The organism is Microbacterium xerophyticum, assembly GCF_053543555.1.
Window position 1 is genome coordinate 22181 of record NZ_JBLVOB010000001.1, and the last position, 17289, is coordinate 39469.

The 17289-nt window shown below is 65.8% G+C and carries 18 protein-coding genes and 2 tRNA genes; 9 read left to right on the forward strand and 11 right to left on the reverse strand.

Going from position 1 to position 17289, the window contains the following annotated elements; translation table 11 throughout:
- The first annotated feature begins 38 nt into the window (after positions 1-38).
- The 8 genes from ACNPNP_RS00125 to ACNPNP_RS00160 all read left to right on the forward strand — a co-directional run bounded on the left by ACNPNP_RS00125 (position 39) and on the right by ACNPNP_RS00160 (position 5961).
- Positions 39-911 carry a bile acid:sodium symporter family protein gene (locus ACNPNP_RS00125; RefSeq protein WP_448964046.1) on the forward strand — a complete coding sequence of 291 codons (873 nt, stop codon included), beginning with the start codon at positions 39-41 and terminating at the stop codon, positions 909-911.
- A gap of 26 nt (positions 912-937) precedes the next feature.
- Positions 938-1432 carry an FBP domain-containing protein gene (locus ACNPNP_RS00130; RefSeq protein ID WP_448964047.1) on the forward strand — a complete coding sequence of 165 codons (495 nt, stop codon included), beginning with the start codon at positions 938-940 and terminating at the stop codon, positions 1430-1432.
- 49 nt (positions 1433-1481) lie between these two features.
- Complete coding sequence (locus ACNPNP_RS00135; RefSeq protein WP_448964048.1) at positions 1482-2279, forward strand: enoyl-CoA hydratase/isomerase family protein; 798 nt, start codon at positions 1482-1484, stop codon at positions 2277-2279.
- Positions 2280-2374: 95 nt separating this feature from the next.
- Positions 2375-3592: a hypothetical protein gene (locus ACNPNP_RS00140; RefSeq protein WP_448964049.1), complete on the forward strand. Its 1218-nt coding sequence runs from the start codon at positions 2375-2377 to the stop codon at positions 3590-3592.
- Positions 3589-4383, forward strand: a complete 795-nt coding sequence (locus ACNPNP_RS00145) for an inositol monophosphatase family protein (RefSeq protein WP_448964050.1) — start codon at positions 3589-3591, stop codon at positions 4381-4383. The genes ACNPNP_RS00140 and ACNPNP_RS00145 overlap by 4 nt, the downstream gene beginning before the upstream one ends.
- A 191-nt stretch (positions 4384-4574) precedes the next feature.
- Positions 4575-5705, forward strand: a complete 1131-nt coding sequence (locus ACNPNP_RS00150) for a M23 family metallopeptidase (protein WP_448964051.1) — start codon at positions 4575-4577, stop codon at positions 5703-5705.
- Positions 5706-5771: 66 nt separating this feature from the next.
- Positions 5772-5843 (forward strand) — tRNA-Thr (locus ACNPNP_RS00155).
- A gap of 44 nt (positions 5844-5887) precedes the next feature.
- Positions 5888-5961: transfer RNA gene (locus tag ACNPNP_RS00160), tRNA-Met, on the forward strand.
- A gap of 139 nt (positions 5962-6100) precedes the next feature.
- Here ACNPNP_RS00160 and ACNPNP_RS00165 read toward each other — a convergent pair.
- Together ACNPNP_RS00165 and ACNPNP_RS00170 are read right to left on the reverse strand one after the other, a co-directional pair.
- Positions 6101-6664 carry a hypothetical protein gene (locus tag ACNPNP_RS00165; RefSeq protein ID WP_448964052.1) on the reverse strand — a complete coding sequence of 188 codons (564 nt, stop codon included), beginning with the start codon at positions 6662-6664 and terminating at the stop codon, positions 6101-6103.
- A gap of 168 nt (positions 6665-6832) precedes the next feature.
- Positions 6833-7420: a hypothetical protein gene (locus ACNPNP_RS00170; RefSeq protein WP_448964053.1), complete on the reverse strand. Its 588-nt coding sequence runs from the start codon at positions 7418-7420 to the stop codon at positions 6833-6835.
- Positions 7421-7532: 112 nt separating this feature from the next.
- Between ACNPNP_RS00170 and ACNPNP_RS00175 the strand changes: the two genes are divergently transcribed.
- Entirely contained in the window at positions 7533-8681 is a 1149-nt protein-coding gene (locus ACNPNP_RS00175) for an AI-2E family transporter (protein WP_448964054.1), read from the forward strand.
- 8 nt (positions 8682-8689) lie between these two features.
- Here the strand turns inward: ACNPNP_RS00175 and ACNPNP_RS00180 are convergent, their stop codons facing one another.
- The 9 genes from ACNPNP_RS00180 to ACNPNP_RS00220 all read right to left on the reverse strand — a co-directional run bounded on the left by ACNPNP_RS00180 (position 8690) and on the right by ACNPNP_RS00220 (position 17204).
- Positions 8690-9583 (reverse strand): formylglycine-generating enzyme family protein, encoded by an 894-nt coding sequence (locus ACNPNP_RS00180; protein ID WP_448964055.1) that lies wholly within the window; start codon positions 9581-9583, stop codon positions 8690-8692.
- Positions 9584-9625: 42 nt separating this feature from the next.
- Positions 9626-11314: a SulP family inorganic anion transporter gene (locus ACNPNP_RS00185; RefSeq protein ID WP_448964056.1), complete on the reverse strand. Its 1689-nt coding sequence runs from the start codon at positions 11312-11314 to the stop codon at positions 9626-9628.
- A complete protein-coding gene (locus ACNPNP_RS00190) occupies positions 11302-12018 on the reverse strand; it encodes a GAP family protein (RefSeq protein ID WP_448964057.1) in 717 nt (238 codons plus the stop codon). Before ACNPNP_RS00190 ends, ACNPNP_RS00185 begins: the two co-directional genes overlap by 13 nt.
- Positions 12018-12647 (reverse strand): hypothetical protein, encoded by a 630-nt coding sequence (locus ACNPNP_RS00195; RefSeq protein WP_448964058.1) that lies wholly within the window; start codon positions 12645-12647, stop codon positions 12018-12020. The genes ACNPNP_RS00190 and ACNPNP_RS00195 overlap by 1 nt, the downstream gene beginning before the upstream one ends.
- A complete protein-coding gene (locus ACNPNP_RS00200; protein WP_448964059.1) occupies positions 12644-13963 on the reverse strand; it encodes a hypothetical protein in 1320 nt (439 codons plus the stop codon). The genes ACNPNP_RS00195 and ACNPNP_RS00200 overlap by 4 nt, the downstream gene beginning before the upstream one ends.
- Positions 13964-14024: 61 nt before the next feature.
- Positions 14025-14699, reverse strand: a complete 675-nt coding sequence (locus tag ACNPNP_RS00205; protein ID WP_448964060.1) for a GAP family protein — start codon at positions 14697-14699, stop codon at positions 14025-14027.
- A 30-nt stretch (positions 14700-14729) separates the two neighbouring features.
- A complete protein-coding gene (locus tag ACNPNP_RS00210; RefSeq protein ID WP_448964061.1) occupies positions 14730-15086 on the reverse strand; it encodes an SHOCT domain-containing protein in 357 nt (118 codons plus the stop codon).
- Position 15087: 1 nt separating this feature from the next.
- A complete protein-coding gene (locus ACNPNP_RS00215) occupies positions 15088-15519 on the reverse strand; it encodes a DUF6325 family protein (RefSeq protein ID WP_448964062.1) in 432 nt (143 codons plus the stop codon).
- On the reverse strand, positions 15519-17204 hold the full coding sequence (locus tag ACNPNP_RS00220; protein ID WP_448964063.1) for a SulP family inorganic anion transporter: 1686 nt from the start codon (positions 17202-17204) through the stop codon (positions 15519-15521). The genes ACNPNP_RS00215 and ACNPNP_RS00220 overlap by 1 nt, the downstream gene beginning before the upstream one ends.
- Positions 17205-17289 lie beyond the last annotated feature (85 nt).

The window sequence follows — 17289 nt, forward strand, 5'->3', positions numbered from 1 at the left end:
GGTGACACCGGAGGCCTGCAGCCGCCATACTGAGTCCCATGGGATCAGCGTTGACCACCATCGGGCTCCCGGTCGCCCTCGGCATCATCATGCTGGGGCTGGGCCTGAGCCTCACCATCGCCGACTTCGCTCGCGTTCTGAAGCAGCCGAAGGCGGTTCTCACAGCGCTGGTGTGCCAGTTGCTCATCCTGCCCGCGATCTGCTTCGGGCTCGTGCTGCTGTTCCAGTTGCCTCCGGTGCTCGCGGTCGGCATGATGATGCTCGCGGCTTCGCCGGGCGGCACCACGGCGAATCTCTACAGTCATCTGTTCCGAGGCGACATCGCCCTGAACATCTCGCTGACCGCGGTGAACTCGGTGATCGCCGTGATCACGCTCCCGCTGATCACGAACTTCGCGATCATGTACTTCCAGCCGTTCGACGATCAGCTGGGACTGCAGTGGGCGAAGGCGCTCGAGGTGTTCGCGATCGTGCTGCTCCCGGTCGCCCTCGGGATGCTCGTTCGCAGGTACTGGCCGAAGTTCGCCGACGGGATGGACCGACCGGTGCGGATCGCGAGCGTCATCATCCTCGTCGTCGTGATCGCGGGAGCCGTCGCATCCAACTGGGAGCTGCTGGTGAACAACTTCACCGGTCTCGCGCTGATCACGGTCCTGTTCTGCCTGATCAGTCTCGCGGTCGGGTACGTGGTTCCGCGTCTGTTGAAGATCGGACGACGCCAGGCGATCGCGGTGTCGTTCGAGATCGGCATCCACAACGCGACGCTGGCGATCGTGATCGCTCAGACCGTCCTCGGATCGGTCGAGCTGAGCCTGCCGGCCGCGGTCTACGGCGTGCTGATGTTCTTCGTCGCTTTCGGTTTCGGATTCCTCATCCGGGAGCGCGAACCGCAGACCGCGATGGCCTCTTAGGCCCGCGGCCTTCCTAGACTGGAGCGATGCGAGCGCTCACCGAATCCGACGTCCGCGCGTCGTTCGTCAACGCCACCGAGGAGGAGCTGCGGCTGATCGAGATGCCGCACGATTTCCTTCTCGTCGACTGGGACTTCCACGATTTCCTCGCCTGGCGCGATCCGGCATCGAGCAAGCGTGGATGCGTGGTGGTCGAGATCGACGGACGGCTCACGGGTGTCGTGCTGCGCTCGACCGACCCCGGCCGTGCGCGCACTGGCATGTGCAACATCTGCCACACGATGCAGCCGGGCGGGCAGGTCGCCCTGTTCTCCGCGCGGCGGGCGGGGGATGCCGGACGCCGAGGCGACTCCGTCGGAACCTACATCTGCGCCGACCTGTCGTGCCATGACAACGTGCGGCTCGCGCATCCGCTGGCTCCGAACGAGATCCGCGTTCCCGGTCAGATCGACATGCGCCTCGACGGCACACGGCGCCGTATGGAGGGTTTCGCCAAACGAGTTCTGGAGCCGCTGGACTGACGAATACGCTGGGCGCGACGAACTCACCCTGCGCTTCGAAGGAGATGCCATGAGCGAACCCATCCTGTTCTCGGTCGACGGAGGGCTGGCGCGGCTGACGCTGAACCGACCGACGCGCCTCAACGCCTTCAACGCCGATCTCGCCCGTGCCTGGCGCGATGTGACGACCGAGGTGACATCCAGGGACGACGTCAAAGCGATCCTGCTCGACGCCGCCGGACCCGCCTTCTGCGCGGGCGGCGATGTGCTCGACATGGCGACGACGATGGGCGCGGGAACCGACATCGCGGATCTCGCCGGTGTGATCAACGCCGGCATCCGCGCACTCACGGAATCGAGCGTCCCCGTCGTGGCTGCGGCCCATGGCACCACCGCGGGCGGCGGTCTCGGCATCCTGCTCTGCTCGGATTACGCGGTCGTCGGCGGGCGCTCGAAGATCGGCAGCCTCTACGCGAACATCGGGCTCACGCCCGACCTGTCGGTCTCGGCGCAGCTCGCCGCAGCGGTGGGCCAGCGCCGTGCCCTGCAGCTCGTGCTGCAGGACCGTCTGCTCACCGCCGACGAAGCCATGGAATGGGGGCTGGTCGCCGAGGTCGTGAGCGGTGCGGATGCCGCGGACGAGGCCGACCGCGTGCGTGGACGAGCGGAGGAGGTCGCGCGTTTCTGGCTCGCCGGGGCGGCCGACGCGTACGGCCAGGCGAAGCGATTGGTGCGCTCACGCCCTGAGCGGTCGTTCACCGCGCAGCTCGATGAGGAGGCGCGCTCCATCGGAGCGGCGTTCGACACCGCGGATGCGAAGGCGCGCGTCGCCGCGTTCGCCGCAGCATCCGCGAAGAAGGCGCGCTGACTCGTCGCGAAACTTGCCCACAGGCAGCGACGAGCTCTGCACGCGCAGGTCGCGGCGTGGCAGGATGAGAGCAATCGGCCGAAGAGGGGAACTCCATGTCAGAGGTCAGCACGCAATCCAAGGGGAAGGCGAACGCCTCTCTGATGATCAGGGGCGCGATCTGGATCGCCATCGGCGCATTGATCGCGGCCGCGCTCGTGTGCGTCGTGTGGGTGCTGATCGGCGATCAGGACGGCATCATCGGTCGCGCGTTCCTCACGATCCTGCTGCTCGCGGCGTTCGCCGGCATCGCGATCCTCGAAGCCGGGCTCGCGCCCAAGAGGCCGGACTGGCTGGCGTTGGCGAGCATGATCACCTGGATCGTCGCGCTGCTGGTCGGCGCCGTCAAGATCTGGCTGCCCGAGGAGCCGGGGGAGTACGCCGGCGGTATCACGCGCTTCTTCCAACTGGTGCTCGTCGTCGGCATCCTGCAGCTCGCGCTGCTGCACGTGCGGCTGTTCACGCCCGCGGCGAAGCGCTACGTCACGACGTTCACCACGATCATCTACTACGCGACGATCGGCGTGCTCGTGCTGCTGGTCGCGATGCTCGTCATCTACCTCACGCTTCCCGACACTTTCCACTACGCCGATCTGTACTGGCGCATCGTGGTCGCTCTGGCGATCCTGGCCGCGGTGGGGACGACGCTCATCCCGCTGCTCAACGCGCTCTTCGCGCCGAAGCGGCCGAATGCGGCGCCCGCCGCCTACGCGCCGCCGTCGTACGCCGCCGCTCCCGTGTTCGCGGCAGGGGGTCAGCAGCAGCCGGTGCAGCAGCAGTGGCCGACGTACGCCGACGGCGTGACGCCGCTGCCTGTGCTGCAGGACGGCTCGCCCGACTGGAACGCCTATTACACCGGGTACCCGACCCAGCAGCAGTACTCGTACTCGGGTCAGCAGTTCCCGGAAGTCAACCAGTACCCGGCGCAGACGGAGTACCCGGCGCCGACCGAGTACCCGCAGGCGGCGCCGGAGGCGCCTGTCGCTGCCCCCGAGGCGCCGGAGCAGATCTACCCGCCGCAGCAGGGCTTCGTGTCCTCTCCTGATGCCCCGATCGGGCCGGACGGGCTGCCGGTTCCTCCGGCCGGGGCGCCGCCCGCACCCGACGGCATCGCCGGTGACACTTCAGCCCTGAATCTGCCGCCTGCGCCGGAGGTGCCGCCTGTTCCGGACCTTCCTCCGCAGCAGCAGACGCAGCAGCAACCCCCGGCGCCGAGTCAGCCCCCGGCGGCGCCTGGTGCGTTCCCGCCGCCTCCCCCCGCGCCGCCGCAGTGACCGCGGCGCTGGGTCTGGGAGAATTCGCGGCCGACATCGCGCGCGAGGCAGGTGAGCTCGCACGGCTCCGACGTGCAGACGGGTTCCTGCTCGCGGCCACGAAGTCGACTCTCGCCGACATCGTCACGGAAGCCGACCGCGAGGTCGAGGCGCTGATCCGCGCGCGCCTGAGCGCCGAGCGACCGGGCGACGGGTTCCTCGGTGAGGAGTCCGGTGGCGGTGAGAGCACGACAGGAGTGACGTGGGTCGTCGACCCGATCGACGGGACCGTCAACTACGCATACGGCATGCCCGCGTACAGCGTGAGTGTGGCAGCCGTCGAGGGCGGTGCCGATCCGAACAGCTGGAGTCCGCTCGCTGCGGCCGTCTACGCGCCGGTGATGGGGGAGCTCTTCACCGCCGAGCGCGGCGAGGGCGCATGGCTCGGCAGCATCCGTCTCGCGGTGACCGATGAGACACCGGCGGGCGCGTTGCTCGCGACGGGGTTCGGTTACGATCCTTCGACGCACGACGGCGACCTGCTCACGGTGCGGCAGATCATGCCGATCGCGCGCGATGTGCGGCGGATCGGTTCTGCCGCGCTGGACCTCAGCTACGTCGCCGCAGGCAGGCTCGACGGCTACTTCGAACGAGGCCTGAATCCGTGGGACTTCGCCGCCGGAGCACTTCTGGTCACCGAAGCGGGTGGCATCGTGACGCGTCGGGACACGGCATCCGCTCGTCCGATGCTGGTCGCCGCCGGTGCGCGCGTGCATGCGCAGATCTCCGGCGTCCTTGACAAAGAGAATTGAGGATCCGTACATGGCATTCTCAGCGCCAGCACGGTAACGTTTACCCGTTCGTTACCTTCGATGCCCGAACGTCGAAGGTCAATAGCCCCCCAGCGTGACGAATCCCCGAGAGAACCGTTTTGCCCCTTGACACCCCTATGGCTGAGCCTGCGCCCTCGCGCCGTTCCAGCCGTCGCCGGACCGCGGCTTCCGTGACCCCGGCAGGTGTTCAGGAGACCTCTTCTGTCGAGGTCGTCATCCCCACACTCTCCCGTCGCGAGGCTCGCGAACGTCTTCGTGCCGCGACCGCAGAGCCGCAGGTCGCCGCATCCCAGAACGCCGAAGAGATCGCCGACTACGTTGATGAGGTCGTGTCCGAAGGGCCCGTCGTCATCGAGCTGGTGCCGGCCGCGGAGGTCGGTCGCGAACCGGTCGCCGAGGCTGCCGCTGAGCCGCAGGACGCGGAGGACGCATTCACCGCCGCTTCTCTCGCCTTCCGCGCGCTGACCGGGCAGCAAAAGGCGTTCACCGAGCCGGAGACGCCGACCGCCAGTTCCCTCCCGACCGAGGCGACCACCGCCCACGTCGCACCGCGCAAGAGCCGTTCACGTCGCAAGCTGGTCGCAGCCTGCGCCACCATGAGCATCATGGGGATCGCCGGTCTCCTCGCGGTCTCGATGACGTTGCCCGCCGAGGCCGTCGCCGCGGCCCAGGGTATTCCGGCGCAGGCGACGACTTCGCTCGTCGCGGCGTCGTCCGGCGCAGCATCCGATGCCTCCGACGACGAGATCCAGGCCTACGTCGCCTCGTCGGATGTGCACAACGAGGTGCTTCAGCGCACCGATGACTACTCCACGCTGTCGCTCGGTGATCTTGCTGCGGAGCAGGGCATCGCGTTCTCCGACTCGCTGTACACGAATGATCGGACTGCGGCCATCCAGTGGCCGTTCGCCGTCGGTGTGGGCATGAGCTACGGGTACGGGATGCGTGACGGACGTCTGCACGAAGGGCTCGATCTCGTGCCCGGCGACGGCGCGCCCGTGCAGGCCATCGCCGACGGAACCGTGCGCATCGCGACCGAGTCCGGCGGCAACTACGGCGTCACCGTCTACATCGATCACATCATCGATGGGGCGCTCATCACGAGCCACTATTCGCACATGCAGTACGGCTCGCTGCGGGTCGCCGCGGGCGAGACGGTGAAGGTCGGCGACATCATCGGACTGGTCGGGAACACCGGACGTTCCTACGGCGCTCACATGCACTTCGAGCTGATCGTGAACGACTCGACCATCGATCCGCTTCCGTGGCTGCAGACGAACGCCGGACGCAAGTCCTACTGACCGTCTCAGTTTTTGAGAACGCCGAAGAAATGGTATTCTCGTGTGGTTGCCTTCACGGGTGACAACGCCCCGATAGCTCAGTGGTAGAGCACTTCCATGGTAAGGAAGGGGTCGTCAGTTCAATCCTGACTCGGGGCTCGCAGCATTCGCTTTCATGTTCTTCATGGGCGGGGATGCCGTGCGGCAGGGTAGCTCAGTTGGTGAGAGCGCACGACTCATAATCGTGAGGTCGCGGGTTCAAGCCCCGCTCCTGCTACAGATGAAAACCCCCGGAAAATCGGGGGTTTTGTCGTATCCGGGGCGATGGCCGGAGTGGCGCGGGGAGGGTTGTGCCGGTCGCGTCCCGGCGATTGCCAGTTTCCGGCGGTCGAGGCTCGATTCGTTCTCCGGTCGCCCTATTCACATGCTTCGGACTCAGCATCCGCCGCGATCGGCGCTTTCAACAAGGCGAGCGCTCGTGAGGACGAAAAGCTGTCGGGGTCGCCGTCAAGCGGAAAGCACATGCTCACGGTTCCGTCCTCGGCGGTCCGGAAGTACGCTTGCGGACTCAATTGCGTGCACGTCGTTGGGAACTGGAGCATCAATCCCGCCAGGCCGCCACTCTCCGTATCTGAGCCCGTGCCTGCCTGGAAGGTCCAGCTGCCCTCAAGATTGCTCGTAGGAGCGTCGATCACCTCATCCATGTCCTCAGCGATAAGGCCCGTGCAGTTCAGATTGTTCGGCCACGATGTTGCATCGAACGTCCCGTCCGCGTGCACAACCAGTTCGGTGTCGATCTCGCTCGTTGCGGTCCAGGACCCGACGAGGTCGCTTTCGTCCAGATCCCACGCGTAGCTTCCGTCGTCGCACGCCGATACGGTCAGCGCGGCCGCCAACGTCAGGCCGGCCAGCACGATCCTGGTCGGAATCGATCGGCTTCCCGACACTCGTCGTGAGCCTTGTGCTCTGGTGTCGTTCACGCAGTCTCTCCGATCGGGGCTGACGCACACCGACTAGCCCACAGCGCCTCATTCACAAGCGTGAGTTCGCGGGTTCGAACCTCGCTCCTGCTCTTCGGCAGGATGCTCTCGATCGGCACGATGCTGTCCCGCCCGATCTCGCGCGACTGGTCCCGGGTATCAAGTCCTCTAGTACAGGGGCACGGTCCTGGAGCTGACTGTACCGTCGGTGGGGCTTCCTGTCGCCGTGACCGTGACCGGAATGCTCGTGTGCAGTCCGTCAGCGGGTCCGAGAACGCCGAAGGTGACGTGTGTCAGGCCTTGACCGGCGATGCTGCCCGCGAAGTTGATCGTGTACGTGGCGGTGGTGCCGTCGGATCCGGCGGTTCCGGCCGTCCACGTCGGATCCGTGGCCGGTAGCTCGGGCACGGACGGCGAGTCCCCACCTGAATTGGCGATGACGACGGGAATGACGTCTCCGACGTCTGCCATCTGCATCGTGATCGTGACGACGCCGCTGGTGATGGCTGGGACCACGGCAGGGCGCACATCGGTGTCGTCGTTGCGAAGCTGAATCGACATGCCGTAGTACTGAGCATCGACCCAGCTGCCGCCTGACATGGTCTCGATCACGAACTTGCCAGCGACGATCGATGCTGCGGCAACGGGCGCGCCCATGGCCACAGCGACGACAGGGACGCTCCACGCGGCGCCCGTGAGAACGGTGCGGCGGCTCAGCTCACGTGACGATGAATTTGGTGTGTAGTCCTCATCCATGTGTCGAGCGTACGCGGATGGATGAACCTCGGGCAGCGCCGGTTCACCCGTTGCGGGCGAGAGCACGGAGGTTTCCCGACCCCGCTCGGCTGGCCACCACTACTGTGATCGGATGGCCACGTCATCGCGCGGTGAGTCTGCGAACCGGCATCTGCATGGGATCAGGCTCCTCGTCGTGCTGGCATGCTCCGTCGTAGCTCTCGCCGGGCTGCATCTTGCCCGCAGCGTCGTCGGCCCGCTCGCGGTCGCGGTGGTGATCGTGGTGGTTTGCCTTCCCGTGAGGGAAGCGATCGTGAAGCGCGGGGGTGCTCGTAGCCTTGGTACGGCGTCGATCATCGCGCTCTCGTACTCCGTGATCGCGGTCGCCGGAGTCGCGATCTGGCTGGCCGGAGCGCAGCTCGCGCAGCTGATATCGGACCTCACTCCGGGCGGCGATCTCGGCCACGTGATGTCCACCTGGACAACGTGGGTCCAGGCGGTCTCGCACGTGTCCTCGGACGACGGCGTATCCGGATCCGTCCAGATCGGTGGACTTCTCGTCGTGCTGCGCGATGTGAGTGCCGTTCTTCTCGGCGCGTTGATCGCACTGCTGTTCGTCTGTGCGTATGTCGTGGTGATGGCGGTCGACGCTGGTCGATACAGCCGAGCACCCATGATTTTCGGCACATCTCAGCTGGAGGCACTCGCCCGGGTCTCGGCATTGAACCACAACGTGCGTCGCTACTACGTCGTGAACAGCGCGTTCGGCGCCGTCGTCGCGATCATCGACGGGCTGGCGCTCTGGGCACTGGGCGTGCCCGCCGCATTCATGTGGGCTGTTCTCGCGTTCGTCACGAACTTCATCCCGACGATCGGATTCGTCATAGGTCTCGTGCCGCCGGCGATTCTCGCCCTGGCGATAGGCGGCTGGCCGCTTTTCCTCGTCGTCGTGGGAATCTATTGCGTCGTGAATGTGGTCCTTCAGGTGTTCGTCCAACCGAAGTTCGTCAGCGATGCGGTCGGATTGAGCCTGACACTGAGCTTCTTCTCCGTGATCTTCTGGACATTCATCGTCGGACCCGTCGGCGCCGTACTGGCGATCCCGCTCACGTTACTCGTCTGGACCCTGCTGCTCGAGGGCGATGACGAGGCGTCGTGGCTGCGGTGGCTCTCGGGCGACGACAGCGCTCAACCAGGTCAACAGCCCGCGACCGTCCGTGAGCGGAGCCGCATGCCGTGGAGACGGCGTGGGTATCCTCGCCGTCACGCGGGCCGCCCCTGATCGCTCTTTCAGCGTGCGCAGCGGAAACCGATGTGCGTCATGGCTGTGTCTTCTGACTGTGCTGAACGCGCCGCGGGCCGGTAGCGCATGCAGTACTCAGGTGCGCACAGATGCGAGCCGCCCTTGAGCACACGACGCGCGATGCCGGCACCCGGTTCCGAGGGCAGAAGATTCACGCGAGACCCCGGCGAGACGACTGTCGCATCTGGCTGCGCGTGCCGATGGGACCAGATATCGCGCGTCCATTCCCACGTGTTTCCGATCATGTCGTACAGTCCGTAGCCGTTGGCAGGGAACGAGCCGACGGGCGCCGTACCGACCCACCCGTCCGCCCCCGAGTTGCGGTACGGGAAATCCCCCTGCCAGGTGTTGGCCATGAGTTGATCGCCCATCCGCATCTCATCGCCCCAGGCGAAGGTCTTTCCGACCAAGCCCCCGCGCGCGGCCCACTCCCATTCCGCCTCGGTCGGCAATCGTTTCCCGGCCCACTCGGCGAACGCCACCGCATCGGCGAACGCGATCTGCACGACCGGATGATCCAGGAGCGCAGCGACGTCGGAGTCGACGCCGAACGGCTGACGCCAATTCGCCCCGGGCTCCCAACGCCACCATCGTCGCCAGTCTCGCAAGTCGACCGGTCCGTCCGTCGGAGTGAACACCATGGCTCCGGGCACCAGAGTCGAGGGATCTGCCCCGGGGAATTCCGCAGGGTCGAGGGGGCGTTCGGCGATGGTGAGGTATCCGGTGGCATCTACGAACGCGGCGAAGTCCCGATTCGTGACCGGGTGAGCGTCGATCTCGAATGTGGAGACTGCGCGCTCATGCACTGGGCCCTCTTCCGCGTAGAAACCATCCGCGCCCATCAGAAGCGTCCCCGCCGGTATCCGGATCATCGTGTCCATAGATCACATGCTAGGTCGGAGCTGTGCCGGAACGCCCCATGGCTATGGCGCTGCCTGCCTGCGCGCGACCTCGTCGAGCGCGCTGGTCAGAGCATCACCGAGCCGATCATTCTCAGCGAAGATGTTCTCCTCTCCGATCGTGTGGGCCACTCCTGTCGTCGTGAGCTGGTGATGCACGCGTGGCCCGCTGCCGGCGACCATCAATGTGGCACCGGCATCAGACAGCTCACCGGCATAGGTGCGAAGCATGGTCAGGAATGTGACGCCCAGCTCGTCTGTGCCCCGCAGCCGGATGATCACGAACCCGCCCGATGAGGAGCCGGTCGGATCGGGAAGCTGCGCGCGGAAGGAAGGCGCGGATGCGAAGAAGAGGCTTCCGTAGGGGGTCAGGATCACGGTCGATCCGCCCTCCAGGATTGCGGGTGGATCCTGCTCTGCTGGAAATGGGTGCGCCGCATCGAAGACCCATCGCCGGATCCGCACGCGATTGGATTGTCGTGCGATGTGCAGGATGATCGCGAGACCGACACCTGCGATCACGGCGTACTGCAGCGGAATGAGGATCGTGAGAACGAACGTGACCACGAACACGGCGATCTGCACCGGTCCGGTCTTGAAGACCATCACGATCTGAGCGGGCTTGATCGTCCGTGCTCCGACGAGGATGAGCAGTCCTGCCAGAGCAGGCATGGCGATGTAGCCGATCAGCGGTCCGAGGAGCAAGATGCACAGCACCATGACAAGACCGGCGATGAGGTTGGCAGCAGCGCTCCGCGCGCCCGCGGCGCGCGCCAGGGCGGTCGCAGACATCGAACCGCCCACCGGCATTCCCTGGAGGAGACCAGTGGCCGCGTTCGCGAATCCTTGTCCGCGGAAGTCTGCGGAGGCGTCGGGATATCGCCCATTCGGATTCGGGATGGATCCGGAGATCGCAGCGCCTTGAACCAGCCCCACGAGCGCGAGAGAGAGGGCGGGAACGAGCAGCACGAAGATGGAGGAGAGATCGGGGAGGCTGAGAGCCGGTAGCGACCGGGACGTCTCGACGACATCCGACAGCGTGCCGACCGTCCCGCTCGGAAGCACGATCGCGAGGAACGAGCCGACGATGATCGCGACCACCATGGAAAGCGGTCCCAGTGCAGTCCGCTCGAGAAGCAGGATCAGCGCGATGGTGATGAGGCCTACGCTCACCGACCACCAGCTGACACCGCCCGGGTGTGCGGCGGTGTCGACGACGCGGAGGAGTCTGGAGTCCGCCGGGCTGTCGTAGCCGGTGAGATTCTCGAGCTGACTGAGGATGATGTTGAGGGCGACGGCGTTCACGAACCCGATGAGCACGGCGGTGGGGATGAAACGAACAAGGCTGCCGAGCCCGGCGAATCCCAGTATCAGCATGATGACACCGGCGAGGATCGTCAGAGTCGCCATGGCTCCCGCCCCATCGGGGCCGTGGACCTGAGGGACATCTGCGATGATCACGGCCATCGCACCGGTCGCCTGAACCGTCATGAACACTGATCCGGTGGTCAGTGCGCCAGCGATCGTTCCGACGATGTATGCATTGAGGCCCATCAGTGGATTGACTCCGGCGAGAAGTCCCGCGGCCAGTCCGTCCGGCACGCTCTCCACCCCGAGTACGGCGCCGGCCTTGAGGTCCCCGACCAGCGTCCGGCGCGAACCGAATCGCCGGCGGTAACTCTTCCATCGTCTCCCGAGATTCACAGGACCCACCCCTCGATCCCCTTGAAGATCTGCAGACCCGCGACGACAGCCAACACCCCCGCGGTGAGCAGACCGTTGCGACGGAGCATCCAGTCCTTCAACCTTCCCAGCAGCGGGGCCGCTCGTTCTCCCAGCGTCAGAAGCATGATCACGGGAGCAGCGACGGGCGCTGCTGCCGCGGCAACGAAGCCGGCTGCGAAGAGATTCTGGACGAACGGCTCGAACTCGGCGACGACGATCTCCGCTCCCGCCGCGGCGACGAGAGCGATGTTCATCGGGCTGAGGAAGATCGCCCCGCCCAGGAGAAACGATCGCGGTGGCGTGTAGTGAGCGACCGATCTCATCAGCCCCGGAAGCTGCGGTGCCGCGTCTGCGAGCTGTGCCGGCGTGGTGGCGACGGCCACTCGCTCGACGACGCGTCGCGATCGCATGTACGTCCAGATCGCACCACCAGCGCAGATCAACCCCACCGTCAGATGGAACAACGGCATCCATTCGGCGTCACGATAGGAGCCGGGAGCCTCCGCAGCGCGGAACACGCTCAGTGAGATCGTGAGAAGCACTGCAGCGCACAACGCCCAGCCGATCACGTACGCGACCCCGTTCCGCCGGGGATGCTGCGAGAGGAGGATGCCGGCGAGTGCGGTGATGGCGATCGGACTCGCCATGACTCCGAGCGTCACGGGAACGAGTTGCCAGATCGCGTCGATCATCAGATCTTGATCGGGAAGGTCACGAGTGTGACGACTCCGACGATGGCCAGCACGATGCTGAGACCGAGGAACACCCGCCGACGCCAAGCGACGCCTTGATGCTGGGATATCGCCGCGAAGAAGAGGACGAGCGCGAAGAGCACGGTGAGGAGAGAGTAGTTGTCTCCGCGCTGGTTGTTGACGAGCGCTTCCTCGAATTTCGCATCGGCTCTCGCGCTCAGCGCCTCTGCTTCCTGCGCTCCCGGAGGAACGTACTCCTCCATGGCGAACGGCCCGCGCGCTGTGCGATCCTCGGCGGTCCAGGCGTCGAAGGCGACCCGGAACTCATCGGTGAAACGCGCTTCGATGAATCCCATGAGCTCCTCCTGGGCGCCTTGTTCTGCAAGCACCCATTCGGTGTAGATCGTGAGGTCGTATTGCCGGGCGGCCTGTTCCGTCGCCTGCGCCGAGGCGGCCTGGACTCGAGCGCTGGAGGCCTGGCTGAACGCTATCGACATCTCTCCTCCCCATTTGGATGCCTCGAAGCCGCACCAGGCAGTGATCACGGCGGTGACAGAGAGGAGTACGACCGTGACGATCTCGAGCGCGCGTGTGCCGCGAGACTCATCGCGTGCTGCCGGGGCGGTCACGAGGCCGTCTCCCTCGGCTGCAGATCGGAAGCATCGCTTGATGTCTCAAGGGGTCTGCGCAGGAGTTCGATGAGCACGATGAACACCACGAGACCGACACTCACAGCGATGACCGACCCGAAGGAGACGGGTCGATTCGCGACGAGGAGGATCGTCGCGATGGCGCCGCCGACGATGAGAATCGGTGCTCGGAAGCGGTCGACGGTATGCCCGAAGCGGCCCGTCGACAGTCCTCGCCGCTCGGCGGCACGTCGCACTGCGGAGAACCCGCTTTCTGTGAGAGCACGGACGGCGCTCGCCGCGTGGCTCGAACCGACGAGCCATGCCCATACCGCGACCATCACACCGACCAGCACGAGCGCGGCGATGGTTCCTGTCAGAAGAGAGACGAGTTGATCGAACAGCGCACTTGCCGCGGGTGCGGGCATGATCGACGGGCTCACCGCGCGGATGAACACGCCCCTGCCCAATCCGACGCCCGCCGCCAGCAGGAGGAAGACGAGCGCGAACCCCGCGCTCGTCCGAGACAGTGCCCGGGAGCGATCGGTCGCGAGCAGAACGCCGACGATGAGTAGGGCGACGACGAGCCACGGCATCCAGAAACCTCCGACGTCGGCGACTTGGTACACCGTCCGAGCCAGGACCAGCGCGTCCGCCTGTGCGATCGGAATCGACCTGTCGATGGCGGGAATCATGTCCGCGATGCCGACCTCGCGTTCGGAGAGCTCCTGTTTGACGCGTTCGATCACAACGCCGAGTTCGAGCGAGATCGCGCCATCGTCGGTGAGCTGCACCGCCGTGCCCGGGGCGTTCTGCAGGATCGCCGTCGAATGCTCGTGTGTGAATCGCAACGACTCGGCCCAGATGTCGGCGAACTGGTCGGATGCGACCACGTCACGCACGACCCCATCGATGGTTGATCTGGCCCCGTTCGCCGCCGGACCCTGCAACAGCGTCAGCGCCGAGTCGGCGCGGGGTGGGAGCCCCAGCGCGCGGATGCCATCGAACACGTCGCCGACGATCGAGTCGATGTCGACACGTTCGTGGATCGCGGCGCTCGCCTGTGCGGCGATGAAATCCTGCACGTCGGGATCCGACGCGAGCGGTGCGAACGTCGCCACGAAGCGGTCGGTTTCGACGAGTTGCACACGCGCCCACGTTCCCATGGCCGCGATCGGCGCGAGCAGGATCGCCAGCACGAGTACGACGGCGCTGATGACGCTCTTCGTTCGGGTCCTGCGTCGAGGCGAACGGAGGCTCTCGTTCTCCTGCTCGAGCACGAGAATCTGCGCGCGCAGTTCTTCCAGCTCACCCATTCTCAATCCTCCACCCATTCACTGGCTCGCCCGAGCTGTCGGTTGTCTGCGTCCGCGCACGTCAGCCGAATGCTGCGATGCCCTTGCCGATGACGACTACGCCGAGCACGAGGAGCAGCACGGTCATGATGATGGCGTTCTCCGCTTGAAGCCAGTCCCGCATCCGCCCCAACGGAGCTCGCAACGCGTCGGAGGCGACGAGGTAGGCGACAACCGGCACGAGGACTGTCGAACTGGCGAGCACCGTGTAGAGGATGATGACGAGGATCAGTTCGCTGCCTCCGAGCGCTGACCCTCCCAAGGTCACGCCGGCGCTCGCACCGAGAAGAAGATTCTTCGGATTCACCGTGGCGAGGAGGAGCCCGAGTCCGAGAGAGGGCATGAACGTCATCCCGTCGATCTGCTGCATCCACTTCGGCATCGCGACTTCCGATCCGCCCTTCGGCCGTCCCTGCCATTGACGAACGGCGAAGAACACGAGCAGCACGCCGAGCAGCAACTGCACGGTCGCGAGAATCGGTGAGGGCCCATCGTCGGATGCACCGGGAAGGATCGACGACAGCAGCATCGATGCGACGGACACGAAGACGATCCCGGCGAGCCATCCGATGAGGAACCCCACGCTGGTCGTCCGTGCCCGCGGCGACATGAGCATCAGGATGCCTGCGATCACGGGCAACGGGCTGATGGCGATGCCGATGGCGAGCGGCAGAAGCTGACCAATCGCTTGACCCATGTCGTTCTCCGTTCGTGTCGTCGGGGCAGGTCAGCTCAGAAGCTTCTGTTTTGCGGAAGCGAACTCGTCGTCCGACAGAACACCCGCTTCGTGCAGAGATGCGAGTTGCTGAAGTTGCGCGATCATCTCGTCACCACTGCTGCCGGCCGTCGGGGAACCAGGCGTGGGCGTCACCATCTCGTTCCGGGCGGCTGCCTGCCCAGTGGCGGCATCGATCTGCGCTTGTTGCTGCGCTGCGGCGTATTGATTCTGCTCGTACTGTTCCTGCGCGCGTTGCTGTTGGTGGCGCATCGACGCGCCCTGCACCGCCGAGGCCGTACCTGCGACCACCGCGGTGCGGGCAGCGAGCCCGATCAATCCCGGGCGTCCGAATCTTCTCAGTGGCATCTCACTCACCTTCCTGTTCAAGGATGTCCATGACAGCGTTGACTACGGGCGCTGGTACGCGCTCGGTTCTGATGACCTCGCCACCCGCCTCGGCGAGACGTGCGGCAAGGCCGCGCGCGTATGCGAGTTCGAGGGCGACGATCGCGGCTGACTTTCCCGCCGCGACATGTTCTCCGAGAGTCGCGATGTCTTCATCTCCGGTGAGACCCGGCGCCAGCAGCCGCACTCCTTCCAGTCCTGGTATCTGCTCTTCATCGAGTTCGACGATCTCCGGGTCGCCCTCACGAGTCCTGGCGAGGATCACAAGGTCCAGAAGCCGTACGGTTCCGTTGTCGAGCAGGTCTCTCAGCGCGCTGAATATGCCAGGGGCCGGTTTCTCTCCGTCGAATCCGACCAGGTAGAACTCCACCGGCCCGTATCGAAAATCATTCATCAGGTGTTCCTCTCTGCTTCGGCGCCGTGTCGGTCATCGTCGAGGTGCTTGCTGAGCTGCTCGATGGCGTCGTGATTGGTTTCGAAGACGCGTTGATCGCCGAGGATCCCGAGCGTCCGCAGCCGCTGTCGTGCGGATTCGCGAAGGCGGCTGAATGAGAGCGAGATCCCGCTGGCGTGCAGGGACTCCTCGAGGCCGACGAACGATTCCGCAGCCGTGACGTCTACGTCCGTGACGGCCTCCATATCGATCACCACCTGTTCGACGGCGCCGGGTCCGGGTGCGTCGACGGCCGCCCGCACGGCTCGTGAGAACGCGTCGGCGTTGGCGAAGAACAACGGAGCGGCGATGCGGATCACGACGATCCCTGGGGCAGTCACCGCGCCGGACGGCGCCGGATCGAGCAGCGACGCCGTGGCGCGTCCGTCTGTGCCCAGCAAGTCGATCGTCGGACTCGATGCGCGTCGTGCGAGATTGATGAGTGCGAGCACGAATGCGATCAGGATGCCGGGGATCGAGCCGACGAACAGCGTCACCAGGAAGCACACCGCTCCGATCGTGAACTCGAAGCGGTCGATCCTCCACAGTGCTCGGAACTCCTGTATTCCGAGAAGCGGAAGGATCGCCACCGCGACGATCGCGCCGATCGCCGGTGAGGGGATGTCCTCCAGCAGACCCGTACCGAACAGCAGGAGCAGAAGCGTTCCCGCTGCCAGGACGAGTGACGGAAGTTGCGTCCGTGAACCGGATTGATCCATCGCGGCCGTTCGGCTGGTCGAGGAGCCCACCGCGAAGCTGCCCTGCACGCCTGCGGCGACGTTCGCGACGCCGAACGCGAGCAGATCCCGATTGGGCTCGGTGGGGTAGTGGCGTTTCTCTCCGTAGGAACGGGACACCAGGAGGCCCTCTGCGGTCGTCACCAGAGTCAGCGCCATCGCGGAGGGGACGAGAAGGAGCCACGTCTGCCAATCGAGTACCGGCCAGGTGAGAGTCGGGGCTCCCGCAGGAACGGGGCCGAGAACCGCGACTCCGCGGTCGCCGAGCCCGGCACCGAGCACGAGCAGCGTTGCTGCGATCATCACGACGAGCGCCCACGGGACGACGCTGAGCACACGACGGCCGATGACCAGCACCGTGACGGATACCACCGAGATCCCGAGAGACCACAGGTTCGTGGAGCCGATGCCCGTCACGAGGCCGCTGATCTTCTCCACGAACTCGCCTCCCGACTCGATCCGGACGCCGAGCATCTTGGCGATCTGAGAGATGAGGATGTCGAGCGCAAGCCCGCCCACGAACCCGATGAGGATCGGCTTCGATAGGAAGTTCGCGAGGAACCCGAGCTTGAACACTGCCAGGAGCACGAACATCACCCCGCAGATGATCGCCTGAGCCAGGGCCATTGCGGCGTAGTCCTCCGAGCCCGCGACGGCGAGCCCGCCGATCGACGAGGCGACCAGCGCCGCAGCTGCCGCGTCGGGAGAAGCCACGACCTGCCTCGACGACACGACGAGCACGTACAGCACCGTCGGTACGACGAGGGCGTAGAGCCCCGCGGTGGCAGGAAGCCCGGCGATCTGCGCGTATCCGATGTTCAACGGGATCGCGATGGCGAGAAGCGTGACACCGGCGAGCATCTCGCGTGCGAGGTTGCGGCGCGTGAGCCCAGCCAGCGGTCTGCGCACGTCGTCACCTCCGGCTCTCGCCCCTGGTGAGGCGATGCGCCCATGCTCGCACCGCAGTGCAGACATGGAGAGGGGGGGTTCACCC

Excerpts from the sequence above, each read along its gene's own strand:
- ACNPNP_RS00125 (WP_448964046.1), top strand. The coding sequence starts at position 39 with ATGGGATCAGCGTTGACCACCATCGGGCTCCCGGTCGCCCTCGGCATC.
- ACNPNP_RS00130 (WP_448964047.1), top strand. The coding sequence starts at position 938 with ATGCGAGCGCTCACCGAATCCGACGTCCGCGCGTCGTTCGTCAACGCC.
- ACNPNP_RS00135 (WP_448964048.1), top strand. The coding sequence starts at position 1,482 with ATGAGCGAACCCATCCTGTTCTCGGTCGACGGAGGGCTGGCGCGGCTG.
- ACNPNP_RS00140 (WP_448964049.1), top strand. The coding sequence starts at position 2,375 with ATGTCAGAGGTCAGCACGCAATCCAAGGGGAAGGCGAACGCCTCTCTG.
- ACNPNP_RS00170 (WP_448964053.1), bottom strand. The coding sequence starts at position 7,420 with ATGGATGAGGACTACACACCAAATTCATCGTCACGTGAGCTGAGCCGC.
- ACNPNP_RS00175 (WP_448964054.1), top strand. The coding sequence starts at position 7,533 with ATGGCCACGTCATCGCGCGGTGAGTCTGCGAACCGGCATCTGCATGGG.
- ACNPNP_RS00180 (WP_448964055.1), bottom strand. The coding sequence starts at position 9,583 with ATGGACACGATGATCCGGATACCGGCGGGGACGCTTCTGATGGGCGCG.
- ACNPNP_RS00190 (WP_448964057.1), bottom strand. The coding sequence starts at position 12,018 with ATGATCGACGCGATCTGGCAACTCGTTCCCGTGACGCTCGGAGTCATG.
- ACNPNP_RS00200 (WP_448964059.1), bottom strand. The coding sequence starts at position 13,963 with ATGGGTGAGCTGGAAGAACTGCGCGCGCAGATTCTCGTGCTCGAGCAG.
- ACNPNP_RS00205 (WP_448964060.1), bottom strand. The coding sequence starts at position 14,699 with ATGGGTCAAGCGATTGGTCAGCTTCTGCCGCTCGCCATCGGCATCGCC.
- ACNPNP_RS00210 (WP_448964061.1), bottom strand. The coding sequence starts at position 15,086 with ATGCCACTGAGAAGATTCGGACGCCCGGGATTGATCGGGCTCGCTGCC.
- ACNPNP_RS00215 (WP_448964062.1), bottom strand. The coding sequence starts at position 15,519 with ATGAATGATTTTCGATACGGGCCGGTGGAGTTCTACCTGGTCGGATTC.